Origin of the sequence: Collinsella aerofaciens (genome assembly GCF_020181355.1) — a bacterium.
GTDB lineage: Bacteria > Actinomycetota > Coriobacteriia > Coriobacteriales > Coriobacteriaceae > Collinsella.
In genome coordinates, this window is record NZ_CP084004.1 from 118,183 (window position 1) to 131,036 (window position 12,854).

A 12,854-nucleotide genomic window follows, 5' to 3' on the forward strand; every position below is an offset into this window, starting at 1 on the left:
CCTAGTCGAGCACGACAAGCTCGGCGGGATCGTAATCCACGCCCATAAACGTAAGGCCGCAGGCAGGAGCCGTGGGGCCCGCAGCGGTACGGTCGCAAGCATCGATGACCTCGCGCATCCACTCGGGTTCACGGCGATGCATGCCAATCGCGACAAGCGTGCCAACGATCGTACGGACCATCGAATGCAGAAACGCATTGCCCTCGATGGTAAACGTCAGGATGTCCTCGCCAAACGCAACCTCATGGCCAAACTCGGCGCGCATTACGCAGCGGTGCGTAGGTTTGCCCACGGCAGAAGCAACCTTGCAAAAGCTTTTAAAGTCCTGCTCGCCCAGCAGCGCGGGGCAGGCAGCAGACATAGCCTCAACATCCAAGGGATAGCGATGCCACCACACCGCACCGCGGGACAGCACGGGGCGCGCATCTCGATCGGCAATACGGTACGTATACGTACGGGAACGCGCGTCAAAACGTGCAGAAAAGCCTTTACGGGCCTTGTAGACCTCGTTGATGGCGATATCTTTGGGCAGCAGGGCATCCATAGCCCGCAGCCACCTACGGCGCGTTAGGGCGAGCTCAGCGTCCGTTACGGGCACGCTGATGTACTGAGCCACGGCATGCACGCCGGCATCGGTGCGACCCGCGCACGTCAGATCGATCGGACGGCGAAGCAGCGTCTCGATGGCTCGACGCAGCTCACCCGCAACCGTCGTCTGTCCCGGCTGCTCGGCAAAGCCGCTATAGGACGAGCCATCGTATGCCACGCGGAAAACGAGCGTGGCATCGAGCTCTGGAATCGAATTGAAATCAGACGGCGCGGTCATGGGCGCTCCCAACAAACAGGCAATGGCATTTCGACAAAAAAAGAGGGGTACGCGAACGTACCCCTCGAATATAGCCTATGCAGACGGATTGTCTACTCAGCGGTCTCCTCAGCAGGAGCCTCCTCGGCAGCCTCGACCTTCTTGGGAGCAGCGGCCTTCTTGGGGGCCGGAGCAGCCTTCTTGGCCTTAGGCGTGCAAGGCTCGGTGACGAGCTCCATGATAACGATGGGAGCGTTGTCGCCCTTGCGGTGCCCGAGCTTCATGATGCGGGTATAACCGCCGTTGCGATCCTGCCACATACCCTGGGCAGCCTTGTCGAAGATCTCGGCAACGAGCTGCTTATCGCCGAGCTTGGCGATAGCCAGACGACGAGAGTGCAGGTCGCCCTTCTTGGCCCAAGTGATGATCGGATCGACGACCGAACGCAGCGCCTTAGCGCGGGTCTCGGTGGTCTTGATGCGGTCGTTCTCGAAGAGGGCCTTAGCAAGGCTCTTCTTCATGGCCTTGGTGTGGCTCGCATCGGTGCCGAGCTTCAGGCCCTTCTTAACGTTGTGACGCATGGTCTAGTTTCTCCTCAAATATGCGAAGCATTAAGCCTTCAGGCTCAGGCCCATGGACTCAAGCTTGTCCTTCACTTCCTCGATCGACTTAACACCGAAGTTACGGATGTTGAGCAGATCGTTCTCCGAGAACTCAACGAGCTGACGGACCGAGTGAATGCTGGCGCGCTTAAGGCAGTTGTAGGAACGGACGGAAAGGTCCAGATCCTCGATCTGCTTGTCCAGCTCGGCGTTGTCGTTGGTGACCTCGGGAGCGAAGATCGAAGCCTCCTCCTCGACCTCGGGGGTCTCGGCAAGGTTCATAAAGGCGGCCATATGCTGGTTGATGATATTGGCAGCCTGGACCACGGCGTCGCGCGGGGCGATGGAGCCGTTGGTCTCGATCTCGAGGACAAGGCGGTCGTAGTCGGTGTGCTGACCGACACGGCAAGCCTCAACGAGCTTGGCGCAACGGGAAACCGGCGAGTACAGCGAGTCGACGTGGATCACACCGATGGGATCGTTGTCGCGCTTGTTGGCCTCGCCAGAAACATAGCCGCGGCCATAGCCGATGCGCATGCTCATGGTGAGATGGCCACCCTCGGTGAGCGTAGCAATGTGCTGCTCGGGGTTGACCAGCTCAAACTCGGACGGAATAAAGAAGTCCGCACCGGTGACCTCGCAGGGGCCGTCAACCGAGATGGTGGCGGTCGCCTCGTCGGTCGTGCCGAGAGCCCTGAAGACAAGACCCTTGACATTCAGGACGATGTCGGTGACATCCTCGACCATGTTAGGGATGGTCATGAACTCGTGCTGCGCACCATCGATCTGAATAGCCTCGACGGCGGCACCCTCGAGCGAGGACAGAAGAACGCGACGAAGGGAGTTACCCAGCGTATCGCCGTAACCACGCTCGAGCGGCTCGACGGAGACACGAGCAGACGTCTCGTTGATCTCTTCGACCTGAACCTGAGGCCTAATGAATTCTGACATGTATTACCTCCAGCCTCAGCAGCCCGGATGGACTACTTAGAGTAGAGCTCGACGATGAGCTGCTCGTTGATATCACCGCTGATCTGCTCACGCGTCGGCAGAGCGAGCACGTTACCAGACAGCTTCTCGATATCGACCTCGAGCCAGCCAGGGACCTCAAAGCGCTCGGAGGAAATCAGGGCCTCCTTGATGGGGAGGAGGTCACGGAACTTCTCGCCGACAGCGACGACGTCGCCGGCCTTGACGCGGTAGGACGGGATGTCCACGCGCTTGCCGTTCACGGTGAAGTGACCGTGACGGACGGACTGACGAGCCTCTTTGCGGGTGCGGGCGAAGCCAAGACGGAAGACGACGTTGTCGAGGCGAGACTCAAGAATGATCATGAGGTTCTCACCGGTGACGCCGTTCATCTTACGGGCCTTGTTGAAGTAGCCGTGGAACTGCTTCTCCAGAACGCCATAGATGAACTTGACCTTCTGCTTCTCGCGCAGCTGCATGCCGTACTCAGATTCCTTGCGACGGCGCTTGGGCTGACGGATAGATTCCTTCTTGCTGCTGTAACCGAGCTCAGCGGGATCGATCCCGAGCTGACGGCAGCGCTTAAGAACAGGAGTCCTGTCGATTGCCATATTGATACGATCCTTTCAGTTACACGCGGCGACGCTTCTTGGGGCGGCAGCCGTTGTGCGGAATGGGGGTCTTGTCCTGGATGCTCGAGACCTCGAGGCCAGCAGCCTGGAGGGAGCGGATGGCGGTCTCACGACCGGAGCCGGGGCCCTTGACGAAGACGGAAACCTTCTTCATACCGTGCTCCATGGCCTGCTTGGCAGCAGCCTCGGCAGCCATCTGGGCAGCGAACGGCGTGGACTTACGGGAGCCCTTGAAGCCCACCTGGCCAGCCGACTTCCAGGAAATGACGTTGCCCTGGGGATCGGTGATCGAAACGATCGTGTTGTTGAACGTAGAACGAATGTGAGCCTGGCCCACGGAAATGTTCTTACGGTCCGCGCGCTTCAGACGGGCAGCGCGAACGTTCTTCTTAGCAGTAGCCATCTATCTAGCGCTCCTTATTTCTTCTTCTTAGCACCGATCTGACGCTTCGGGCCCTTGCGGGTACGAGCGTTAGTGTGGGTGCGCTGGCCGCGGACCGGGAGGCCCTTGCGGTGACGAAGGCCGCGGTTGCAGCCGATGTCCATAAGGCGCTTGACGTTCTGGTTGCGCTCACGGCGGAGGTCGCCCTCAACCATGATCTGGTTCTTATCGATATAATCGCGGATGGCGTTAACCTCATCCTCGGTGAGGTCCTTAACGCGCGTATCCACGTTAACGTTGCACTCGACGCAAATCTTCGTCGCAGTGGTGCGGCCGATGCCGTAAATGTAGGTCAGACCGATCTCAACGCGCTTCTCACGCGGGAGGTCGACACCATTAATACGGGCCAACGTAGTCTCCTCTCTTAACCCTGACGCTGCTTATGACGGGGGTTCTCGCAAATGACGAGGACCTTGCCATGGCGCCTAATGATTTTGCACTTATCGCACATCTTCTTGACCGAAGGACGTACCTTCATCGTTCTTCCTTTCGGTAGCGCTCAAACTACTTCCCTACTATCTACTCGCCCAGCCGCAGGCGTTTAAAACTATGGCTGGTCTTCACACACAATCCGACCGTAGGTTGAGCTAAGCCTGCAGTCGGAAATGGAGTGCGTGTATGCGTGCCGCTATTTGTAGCGATAGGTGATGCGGCCGCGGGTCAGGTCGTACGGGGAAAGCTCCACGACAACCCTGTCACCGGGGAGAATACGGATGTAATTCATTCGGATCTTGCCAGAAATGTTGCACAGAACCGAATGACCGTTCTCGAGCTCGACCTTAAACATGGCGTTGGGCAACGGTTCCTTTACCGTACCCTCGAGCTCAATTGCGTCTTCCTTCTTCACAAGCAATCATCTTTCTCTAGAAAACGACAGCGATTGAGTATTCTACAACACGTATGCACGCATCGTAATAACTTCGTAATGGCTCCACAACTAAATGGAACTTGTTACATTTCTCCGCCTTGGAGGGAGCACCAAGCACCTTGGGCATCCGTGGTGAGAATCACCGGACCGTCATTGGTAATGGTGACGGTGTTCTCGTAGTGCGCGGCGGGCAGGTGATCGTTGGTCGTAACAATCCAACCGTCGGAGCCCGTGCTCACATGGTTGGAACCCATCGTAACCATCGGCTCGATAGCAATGACCATGCCGGCCTGGAGGCGAACGCCCCTCCCCTTCTTTCCATAGTTAGGAACGTTGGGGTCCTCGTGCATCACGCGGCCAATGCCATGGCCTACATAATCACGAAGCACACCGTAACCGTGAGACTCGGCGAGGGACTGAACGGCATAACCGACGTCCCCGATATGGTTACCGGGAACAGCCTGCTCGATGGCAGCCTTAAGGCAATCGCGCGTGACCTCGCACAAAGCCTTGGCTTCGGGCGTGGGGGTGCCGACGAAAAACGTCCAAGCATTATCGCCGACCCAACCGTCGACAACGGCTCCCGTATCGATGGAGATGATATCGCCATCGCGCAGGATCATGTCGGGGTTGGGAATACCGTGGACCACGGCATCGTTGATCGATGCGCAAATGGTCCCCGGGAACCCGCCGTAACCCTTAAAGGCCGGGGTGCCGCCATGCATGCGGATAATCTGCTCCGCGAGCTGATCGAGCTCAAAGGTGGAAACGCCGGGGCGCACCATGGCTCCAACGTGGCGGAGCGCCATCTTAGATAGCGCTCCTGCCTTCTTCATCTGCTCGATTTGCGTTGCAGACTTAATCTTGATCATAGACCGAGAGCCTCTTTGACATCCCCGTACACGGTCTCGCGAGCCTGGTCACCGTTGACCGACTTGAGCAGACCCTGGCCACGATAGTAGTCGACGAGCGGGCTCGTGGACTTCTCGTAGACGTCGAGACGGTTCTTGATGGTCTCGGGCTTGTCGTCGTCGCGCTGATACATCTCGCCGCCACACTTGGGGCAGGTAGCATCGGCAGCGGTGCCGGTGTAACCGCATGCGCGGCAGGTGCGACGCGAAGACAGACGATCGATAATGACCTCGGGGGCCACATCGACCAGAAGGGCGCAGTCGATCTCGCGACCCATGGCGGAGAGCTCGGAATCGAGCGTCACAGCCTGGGCGGTGTTGCGCGGGAAGCCGTCGAGGATGAAGCCCTGCTGGGCGTCATCGGCGGCAAGGCGCTCCTTGACAAGGTCGATCACGAGCTGGTCGGGAACGAGCTCGCCAGCGTCCATGTACTTCTTAGCCTGAATACCAAGCTCGGTGCCACCCTTGACGGCAGCACGCAGCAGGTCGCCCGTGGAAATGTGGGCGACGCCAAACTCGGCGACGAGCTCCTGTGCGACGGTGCCCTTACCGGCACCCGGAGCTCCGAGCAATACGAGGTTCATGAGCAATCCTCCTCTAGCCTATTTAAAGAATCCATCGTAATCATACATCTTGATCTGGCCTTCGAGCTTATCGACCGTGTCGAGCACGACGCCGACCATGATGAGGATGGACGTGCCGCCAAATGCCTGGATCAGATGGTTACCCGTGAAGGAGAAGATGATCGAAGGCACGATGGCGATGAGCGCCAAAAAGACAGCGCTGGGAAGCGTGATCTTGTTGAGCGCGTTCTTGATGTAGGCCGCGGTAGCCCTACCCGGACGCACGCCCGGAATAAAGCCGCCCTGCTTCTTAAGGTTATCGGCCGTGTCATCGGGGTTGAACACCATGGAGGTGTAGAAGTACGCGAAGAACACGATGAGGACAACGTTAAGCACCCAGTTGAGCCAACCGGTCGAAAGCGCGGAGGCAACTGCCTGAATCCAGCCGATGCCGGGGAAGAACACGGCAATCTGAGCCGGGAAGTACAGCAGCGCCGAAGCGAAGATGATCGGCACGACACCCGCGGTGTTGACCTTGATGGGCAGGTAGGTGGTCTGGCCACCCATCATGCGACGGCCCACGACGCGCTTAGCGTAGGAGACCGGGATGCGGCGCTGGCCGCGCTCAAGGAAAACAATCAGCGGGATAACCAGCAAAATGATGGCGCAGATGATCACCATGGTGATGATGCCACCGGCATTGCCCTCGGTGCTGGAGAAGATAGCCTGCGGCAGGCCGGCCATGATGTTCGCAAAGATGATCAGCGACATGCCATTGCCGATACCGCGCTGGGTGATGAGCTCACCAATCCACATGATCAGCATGGCGCCCGCAGTGAGCGTGCCGACGATCATGAGGTCGAAGATGATCTCGGGAGCGCCGGCGCCATTGAAGCTGATGCCGAAGCTCTTAAAGAGGAAGAGGTAACCCACGGAGTTGAGGATTGCCAGAGCCAGGGTGAGGTAACGCGAATACTGCGTGATCTTGGTCTGACCGACCTCGCCCTCGCGGGCAAGCTCATGCAGGGAAGGCACAACGGCCTGGAGCATCTGGAGGATGATCGAGCTGGTGATGTAAGGCATGATGCCCAGCGAAAACACCGACACATAGCTCAACGCGCCGCCAGAGAAAAGATTCAGGAGGGCCATAGCACCTGCGGCGACCGAATTGTTATCGGTCGAGAAAAGGCCCAGCATCCCCTGGAAGGGAATGCCGGGCACAGGAACGTGCGCACCAATGCGGTACACGACGAGCATAGCTATGGTAAAAAGAATCTTTTCGCGCAATTCTTTGATGCGGAAAGCATTCTTAAGACCATTTAGCACGGCAGCTCGACCTTTCCGCCGGCGGCCTCGATCTTGGCCTGCGCAGAAGCGCTGACCTTGTCGACCTTGACCGTGAACTTCTTGGTGAGCTCACCATTGCCGAGCACCTTGACGGGCTCGAACTCGCTCTTGGTGATGCGAGCGGCCTTAAGAGCGGCACCGTCGATCACAGCGCCGTCCTCGAACTTACGCTCGAGACGCTCAACGTTAACGGCGGTGTACTCGATACGACGGGGGTTGCGGAAGCCCGGAAGCTTGGGCAGGCGCATAGCCAGCGGAGTCTGGCCACCCTCGAAGCCGGCACCCTTGGTGCCGCCAGAGCGGGAACCCTGGCCCTTCTGGCCGCGGCCAGAAGTGGTGCCGTGACCCGAAGAATTGCCACGGCCGACGCGCTTACGGTTCTTGGTGGAACCGGGCGCGGGAGTAAGATCGTGAAGCTGCATTTGCTACTCCTCTACAATCTCGACAAGGTGCTTGACCTTGAAGATCATGCCGCGGACGGACTCGTTGTCAGCAATCTCGCGAACCTCGCGGATCCTGTGGAGACCGAGGGCACGGACAGTACGGACCTGGTCCTGCTTGCAACCATTGGTGCTGCGGACCTGCTTGATCTTGATGGTGTCAGCCATGCTTAGTTCTCCTTACCGACGAACATCTCGGAGACCGTCAGGCCACGGCGAGCCGCGACGTCCTCAGGGCTGGAGAGCTCCTTGAGGCCCTCGACGGCAGCCTTGATGATGTTGAGGCCGTTGTCGGTACCGAGGGACTTGGACAGGACGTTCTTGATGCCAGCAAGCTCAAAGAGGGGACGCACAGCGCCGCCGGCGATAACGCCGGTACCCTCGACAGCGGGCTTGATGATGATGCGGCCGGCACCAAAGTGGCCGAGAACCTCGTGCGGGATGGTGCCCTGCTCGGTCACCGGCACGTGGAACATGTTCTTCTTGGCATCGAGAGACGCCTTGGAGATGGCCATGGGCACCTCAGCGGACTTGCCCATGCCAACGCCGACGTTGCCCTTGCCGTCGCCAACGACGACGAGAGCGACGAGGCTCATGCGACGACCACCCTTGACGGTCTTCGACACGCGGTTGATGTAAACGACGCGCTCCTCGAACTCGGAGGCCTCGCGCTGCTGCTTCTGATTACGAGCCATGTGCTACATACCTCCTAGAACTCGAGACCGGCGGCACGAGCACCGTCGGCGAGGGCCTTGACGCGGCCATGGTAGATACGGCCACCGCGATCGAAGGCGACCTTGGTGATGCCGGCCTCGATGGCGCGCTTGCCAACGAGCTGACCGACCTTCTCCGCAGCCTCCTTGTTCGAGGTGTGGGTGCCCTTGAACTCGGCCTCGAGGGTCGAGGCAGAGACGAGCGTCAGGCTGGAGCCCTTGCTGTCGTCGATGATCTGGGCATAGATGTTGGCGTTAGTACGGGTCACGCGAAGACGCGGACGCTCGGAGGTACCCGAGACCTTGCCGCGAACACGACGCTGACGACGCTTGAGGCCTTCCAGCTTCGCCTTATGCTTGTTCATACGTAAACTCCTAAAAAGGTTGATCTTGCCAGCACCTGACGGGGTGCTGGTCTTATGCGAGTGAGTCGGTTACGACTACTTGGCGGCCTTACCCAGCTTGCGGCGGATGTGCTCGCCAACGTAGTGGATACCCTTGCCCTTGTAAGGCTCGGGAGGACGATGGCCGCGGATCTCAGCGGCGATCTGACCGACCTGCTGCTTGTTGATACCCTTGACGTTCACGTGGGTGTTGTCGGGAACCTCGAAGGTGATGCCCTCGGGAGCCTCGACGATCACGGGGTGCGAGAAGCCCAGGGAGAACTCGAGGTTCTTGCCCTTCTGCTGCACGCGGTAACCGACGCCGGCGAGCTCGAGCTTCTTCTCGAAGCCCTCGGAAACGCCAACAACCATGTTGTGGATGAGGGCGCGGGTGAGGCCGTGGCGGGCACGGGTCTCACGCTCGTCGTCGGGACGGGAAACGGTGAGGACGTTGTCCTCGACGTTGATAGCGAGCTTCTCAAAGACATCGAGCTCGAGCTGGCCCTTGGGGCCCTTGACGACAACGTTGTTGCCGTTGACTGCCACTTCGACTCCGGCGGGAATCTGGACAGGCTTATTACCGATACGAGACACGGTGATCTCCTTTCCTTCTACCTACCGAGCGAATTACCAGACGTAAGCGATGATCTCGCCGCCGACGTTGTGCTTGCGAGCATCGCGGTCGGTCATGACGCCATGGCTGGTGGAAATAATGGCGGTACCAAGGCCACCGCGGACGCGGGGCATGTCGGCAACGCCGGTGTACTTACGCAGGCCCGGCTTGGAAATGCGGCGGATGCCGTTGATGACCTTAGCCTTCTTGGGACCATACTTAAGCGTGATGTGCAGAGTCTTCTGGGGAACGGTGTCCTCGACATCGTAGCCCTCGATGTAGCCCTCCTCGTGCAGAACACGAGCGATCTCGACGAGCTTCTTGCTGCTCGGCATGGAGACCGTGGCCTTGTTCACAGAGTTAGCGTTACGAATGCGCGTAAGCATATCTGCGATCGGGTCTGTAAGGTTCATACAGATTCTCCTTCGTTCTTGATGAACACGTGCTCTTGGTTCTTCGCCGCCCTTAACGGCAAAGCCTTTTTAGCGCGTTTTCCCTGTTCCAAACTGATGCTTGAAACGCTGGTAGTGACTTACCAGCTGGCCTTCTTAACGCCGGGAAGCTCGCCCTTGAGTGCAAGCTCGCGGAAGCAGACACGGCACAAGCCGAACTTGCGGTACACAGAGTGCGGACGGCCGCAGCGCTGGCAGCGCGTGTACTCACGAGTAGAGAACTTCTGCTTGCGATTGCACTTGACGATCATCGATGTCTTAGCCACTTATATCCTCCTCACATAGAGTATTGTTCGCCCCAAGCGCCGCCCCCTTGTGGGAACGGCGCTTATAGGGCAGGTGAACCTATTTCTTGAACGGGAAACCGAAGGCGTCCAGAAGGGCCTTGGCCTCCTCATCGGTATTGGCGGTGGTCACGAAAGTGATGTCCATACCGCGCTGGTGATCGACGGAGTCGAAGTCGATTTCGGGGAAGATGAGCTGCTCGGTGACGCCCATGGAGAAGTTACCACGGCCGTCGAAGCTCTTGGCGGAGATGCCGCGGAAGTCGCGGATACGGGGGATCGCGACGGAGGTCAGACGATCGAAGAACTCCCACATACGGTCGCCACGCAGGGTAACCTTGCAGCCGATCGGCATACCAGCGCGCAGGCGGAAGGTAGCGATGGACTTGCGGGCACGGGTGATCATCGGCTGCTGGCCGGTGATGGCGCGCAGGTCGCGCACGGCACCGTCGATGGCCTTGGAATCGGTAGCGGCCTCGCCGACACCCATGTTCACGACGATCTTCTCAAACTTGGGGATCATCATGACGTTCTCGTACTGGAACTTGTCCTGAAGCTGCTGCTTGACCTCGTTGTTGTACTTGGTCTTCAGACGCGGCACATACTTCTCTTCTGCCATTGTTCACTCCTTCTTGGGGTTTTAAGCACGGGGCGTGGCCACGATGGGTTGTCCTCGTGCCTCCTGACTGCATCCGCGCCGCTCATGGCATTTCGCGGTTTGGACTCGACGCAGCAGGAGCCGACAAAACAATCGGTACTATACGCGCATCGTGAGCGTATTTCCAGAAAAACCTCGTCTGCCTGCACAACTCCACAACTCCCCCGCACAAATGGGTCCCAACAAGCAGTTGCGGTGAAATAGGGACTGTTGGGCGGCCTAACAGGCTTAAACAATCCGTATTTCACCGCAACTTATTGGTGGGGATGCGATTAGCGCTTGCGGGGGACGAGCTTGGTGCGGCGCAGGTGGATCATCTCGGCGGCGATGGAGATGGCGATCTCCTCGGGGTCCTCGGCCTCGATGGCAACGCCGATCGGAAGGTGCAGCTCGCCGATCTGGTCCTGCGTAAAGCCTTCCTGCTCCAGGCGGGCACGCACAAAGGCCGTCTTGCGGCGCGAGCCCAGACAGCCCAGGTAGGCAGGCTTGGCGCGCATGGCCTGAATCACCACGTCGATATCGGACTTGTGACCCGCCGTGGCGACGACCACCAGGTCGCGCGGGCCGATGGGGCACAGCTCGCTCAGGTTCTTGTAATCGACCAGGCGACGATCGTAGACACCGGGCACCCATTCGGGCGTCAACGTGCCGGGGCGGTCATCGCAGGCCACGACGGCAAAGCCCGCCGCCGTGAGCACGCGCGCCGTCGCGGCGCCCACGTGCCCGCAGCCAAAGATGTAGGTCAGGCCCTCGGGGCAGAGCGTCTCGATGTGCGCCGCGGGAATCTCAGAGGCAGCGTTGGTGTAGGTGACGTTACTCCCCTCCTCCACCAGTGAAAGCCCGGGGCAGCCCGCAATGGTATGGCGCGATGCCTCGCCATGGTACTCGGCCACATCGCCCTCGAGCGCGCTCGCGATAAACGGTTCAAAGTCGATGACGAAGTCGCCGATGCGCCGATAGACCAAGACGTCGGCAATTTCCTGGAACAACGGTGCCTGGGTCGCATCCAGATGCAGATAGCACAGGCAGATGGCTCCGCCGCAGATCATGCCGGTATCGGAGTTCTCGCCGCCCATGGTGTAGCGGACCAGACGCGACTGTCCCGCGCTCAGGAGTTCGCGCGCCTCATCCAGCGCAAAGAGCTCAATCTTGCCGCCGCCGATAGTGCCCGCCTGGCTGCCGTCGGCAAAGACGGCCATCCAGGCGCCCACGCCGCGCGGCGACGACCCCGCCGTGCCGGCCACGACCACGAGCTCGCACGTCTCGCCAGCACGCAGGGCGGCAAGCGCCGCATTCACAACATCGAGCTTTTCCATTGCCGCCTTCTATCCTCTAAAGACATCGGTGAGCATGGCGAGTGCCTCGAGCACGCCGCCGCCGACCGACGTCGCCTTGTCCGAAATGTAGTTGATATAGCTGGCATCGCCGCGCGGATCGACATCGGCGCATTTAAAGCCCTCAGTCACCTGCACGCCGTTCGCCAAAAGTCCGCGCAGACAGCCATCGATCTGCGTGCACATGGGCGTATCGCCCGCGTAGCCAATCACGTTTCCGGCACTCACGATGTCGCCGATTGCGCGGTCGGACCGAAACACGCCGGCGGCGGGGCTGTGAATAACGCGCTCTTTGCCATAGCCGGCGATAATGCCTGGCACGCCCGTGTTGGGCTGGGGCGAACCCTGGGTGATGACGCGGCCCAGAAAATGCCCGCGCATGGTCTCGACCACGGCGTCGCAATCGACCGGCGCGGTAAAGCCCGGCCCCACGGCGATGACGACAGGAGCCATATCGCGCGTGGTGCCCAAGTTGCGCTTAGCCAGAATCGCGTCGACCACGGCAGCGGGTTTCAGCTCGCCGAGCATCTTGGCCTGGGGGTCCACCACAACGGCGACGTCTCCCGCTTGGGTAATCTCGAGCGCCTCTGCCGGCGTCTGCGCCAAGCGGGCGCGAATGCCCTCGACCTGGACCTCGCCCAGGCGAATGGCCTCGCAAAAACTGATTGTGCGGCGGATGCACGTGGGAACCGCGATATCGGCCATAACGACCGACACGCCAGCGCGCACCAAGCGAGCGGCGACGCCCGTGGCGATATCGCCGGCACCGCGAATATAAACGAGCATTCCCGGGGCACCTCCCTGTGCTACGGTTTGAGCAGAGCAAAAGCGGTTCGAC

21 protein-coding genes are annotated in these 12,854 nt (G+C 59.8%); all 21 read right to left on the reverse strand.

Annotated elements, in window-relative coordinates; all coding sequences use genetic code 11:
* Nucleotide 1 precedes the first annotated feature (1 nt).
* The 21 genes from truA to yqeB all read right to left on the reverse strand — a co-directional run bounded on the left by truA (nt 2) and on the right by yqeB (nt 12,802).
* Nucleotides 2-826, reverse strand: a complete 825-nt coding sequence (gene truA, locus LCQ44_RS00450) for a tRNA pseudouridine(38-40) synthase TruA (protein WP_055287449.1) — start codon at nt 824-826, stop codon at nt 2-4.
* A gap of 92 nt (nt 827-918) precedes the next feature.
* Nucleotides 919-1,386 carry a 50S ribosomal protein L17 gene (gene rplQ, locus LCQ44_RS00455; RefSeq protein WP_225093815.1) on the reverse strand — a complete coding sequence of 156 codons (468 nt, stop codon included), beginning with the start codon at nt 1,384-1,386 and terminating at the stop codon, nt 919-921.
* Between the two features lie 30 nt (nt 1,387-1,416).
* Nucleotides 1,417-2,358: a DNA-directed RNA polymerase subunit alpha gene (locus LCQ44_RS00460; protein ID WP_006235276.1), complete on the reverse strand. Its 942-nt coding sequence runs from the start codon at nt 2,356-2,358 to the stop codon at nt 1,417-1,419.
* 32 nt (nt 2,359-2,390) lie between these two features.
* Nucleotides 2,391-2,987: a 30S ribosomal protein S4 gene (gene rpsD, locus LCQ44_RS00465; protein WP_006235275.1), complete on the reverse strand. Its 597-nt coding sequence runs from the start codon at nt 2,985-2,987 to the stop codon at nt 2,391-2,393.
* 19 nt (nt 2,988-3,006) lie between these two features.
* Nucleotides 3,007-3,411, reverse strand: coding sequence for a 30S ribosomal protein S11 (rpsK, locus tag LCQ44_RS00470; RefSeq protein ID WP_006235274.1), 405 nt, complete (start codon nt 3,409-3,411; stop codon nt 3,007-3,009).
* Between the two features lie 14 nt (nt 3,412-3,425).
* Nucleotides 3,426-3,800 carry a 30S ribosomal protein S13 gene (gene rpsM / locus LCQ44_RS00475; protein WP_022094275.1) on the reverse strand — a complete coding sequence of 125 codons (375 nt, stop codon included), beginning with the start codon at nt 3,798-3,800 and terminating at the stop codon, nt 3,426-3,428.
* Between the two features lie 14 nt (nt 3,801-3,814).
* Nucleotides 3,815-3,928: a 50S ribosomal protein L36 gene (gene rpmJ, locus LCQ44_RS00480; RefSeq protein WP_006363204.1), complete on the reverse strand. Its 114-nt coding sequence runs from the start codon at nt 3,926-3,928 to the stop codon at nt 3,815-3,817.
* A gap of 150 nt (nt 3,929-4,078) precedes the next feature.
* Complete coding sequence (gene infA, locus LCQ44_RS00485) at nt 4,079-4,297, reverse strand: translation initiation factor IF-1 (RefSeq protein ID WP_035137443.1); 219 nt, start codon at nt 4,295-4,297, stop codon at nt 4,079-4,081.
* 104 nt (nt 4,298-4,401) lie between these two features.
* The gene (gene map, locus LCQ44_RS00490) at nt 4,402-5,190 is read right to left on the reverse strand and encodes a type I methionyl aminopeptidase (protein ID WP_225093816.1); all 789 of its coding nucleotides are present in this window, start codon (nt 5,188-5,190) and stop codon (nt 4,402-4,404) included.
* Complete coding sequence (locus tag LCQ44_RS00495; protein ID WP_006235269.1) at nt 5,187-5,813, reverse strand: adenylate kinase; 627 nt, start codon at nt 5,811-5,813, stop codon at nt 5,187-5,189. The genes map and LCQ44_RS00495 overlap by 4 nt, the downstream gene beginning before the upstream one ends.
* Before the next feature lie 18 nt (nt 5,814-5,831).
* On the reverse strand, nt 5,832-7,118 hold the full coding sequence (secY, locus tag LCQ44_RS00500; protein ID WP_035137447.1) for a preprotein translocase subunit SecY: 1,287 nt from the start codon (nt 7,116-7,118) through the stop codon (nt 5,832-5,834).
* Complete coding sequence (gene rplO / locus LCQ44_RS00505) at nt 7,112-7,561, reverse strand: 50S ribosomal protein L15 (RefSeq protein ID WP_006235267.1); 450 nt, start codon at nt 7,559-7,561, stop codon at nt 7,112-7,114. Before rplO ends, secY begins: the two co-directional genes overlap by 7 nt.
* A 3-nt stretch (nt 7,562-7,564) precedes the next feature.
* Nucleotides 7,565-7,747 (reverse strand): 50S ribosomal protein L30, encoded by a 183-nt coding sequence (gene rpmD / locus LCQ44_RS00510; protein ID WP_006235266.1) that lies wholly within the window; start codon nt 7,745-7,747, stop codon nt 7,565-7,567.
* Nucleotides 7,748-7,749: 2 nt separating this feature from the next.
* On the reverse strand, nt 7,750-8,274 hold the full coding sequence (gene rpsE / locus LCQ44_RS00515) for a 30S ribosomal protein S5 (RefSeq protein WP_006235265.1): 525 nt from the start codon (nt 8,272-8,274) through the stop codon (nt 7,750-7,752).
* 14 nt (nt 8,275-8,288) lie between these two features.
* Nucleotides 8,289-8,657, reverse strand: coding sequence for a 50S ribosomal protein L18 (rplR, locus tag LCQ44_RS00520; protein ID WP_006235264.1), 369 nt, complete (start codon nt 8,655-8,657; stop codon nt 8,289-8,291).
* 75 nt (nt 8,658-8,732) lie between these two features.
* Nucleotides 8,733-9,269, reverse strand: a complete 537-nt coding sequence (rplF, locus tag LCQ44_RS00525) for a 50S ribosomal protein L6 (RefSeq protein ID WP_006235263.1) — start codon at nt 9,267-9,269, stop codon at nt 8,733-8,735.
* Between the two features lie 33 nt (nt 9,270-9,302).
* Nucleotides 9,303-9,701, reverse strand: coding sequence for a 30S ribosomal protein S8 (gene rpsH, locus LCQ44_RS00530; RefSeq protein ID WP_006235262.1), 399 nt, complete (start codon nt 9,699-9,701; stop codon nt 9,303-9,305).
* 119 nt (nt 9,702-9,820) lie between these two features.
* Nucleotides 9,821-10,006, reverse strand: a complete 186-nt coding sequence (locus LCQ44_RS00535) for a type Z 30S ribosomal protein S14 (RefSeq protein ID WP_022094280.1) — start codon at nt 10,004-10,006, stop codon at nt 9,821-9,823.
* Nucleotides 10,007-10,085: 79 nt separating this feature from the next.
* Nucleotides 10,086-10,643, reverse strand: a complete 558-nt coding sequence (gene rplE, locus LCQ44_RS00540; RefSeq protein ID WP_006235260.1) for a 50S ribosomal protein L5 — start codon at nt 10,641-10,643, stop codon at nt 10,086-10,088.
* Nucleotides 10,644-10,954: 311 nt separating this feature from the next.
* Nucleotides 10,955-11,998 carry an XdhC family protein gene (locus LCQ44_RS00545; RefSeq protein ID WP_225093817.1) on the reverse strand — a complete coding sequence of 348 codons (1,044 nt, stop codon included), beginning with the start codon at nt 11,996-11,998 and terminating at the stop codon, nt 10,955-10,957.
* 9 nt (nt 11,999-12,007) lie between these two features.
* Nucleotides 12,008-12,802: a selenium-dependent molybdenum cofactor biosynthesis protein YqeB gene (gene yqeB / locus LCQ44_RS00550; protein WP_161145230.1), complete on the reverse strand. Its 795-nt coding sequence runs from the start codon at nt 12,800-12,802 to the stop codon at nt 12,008-12,010.
* Nucleotides 12,803-12,854 lie beyond the last annotated feature (52 nt).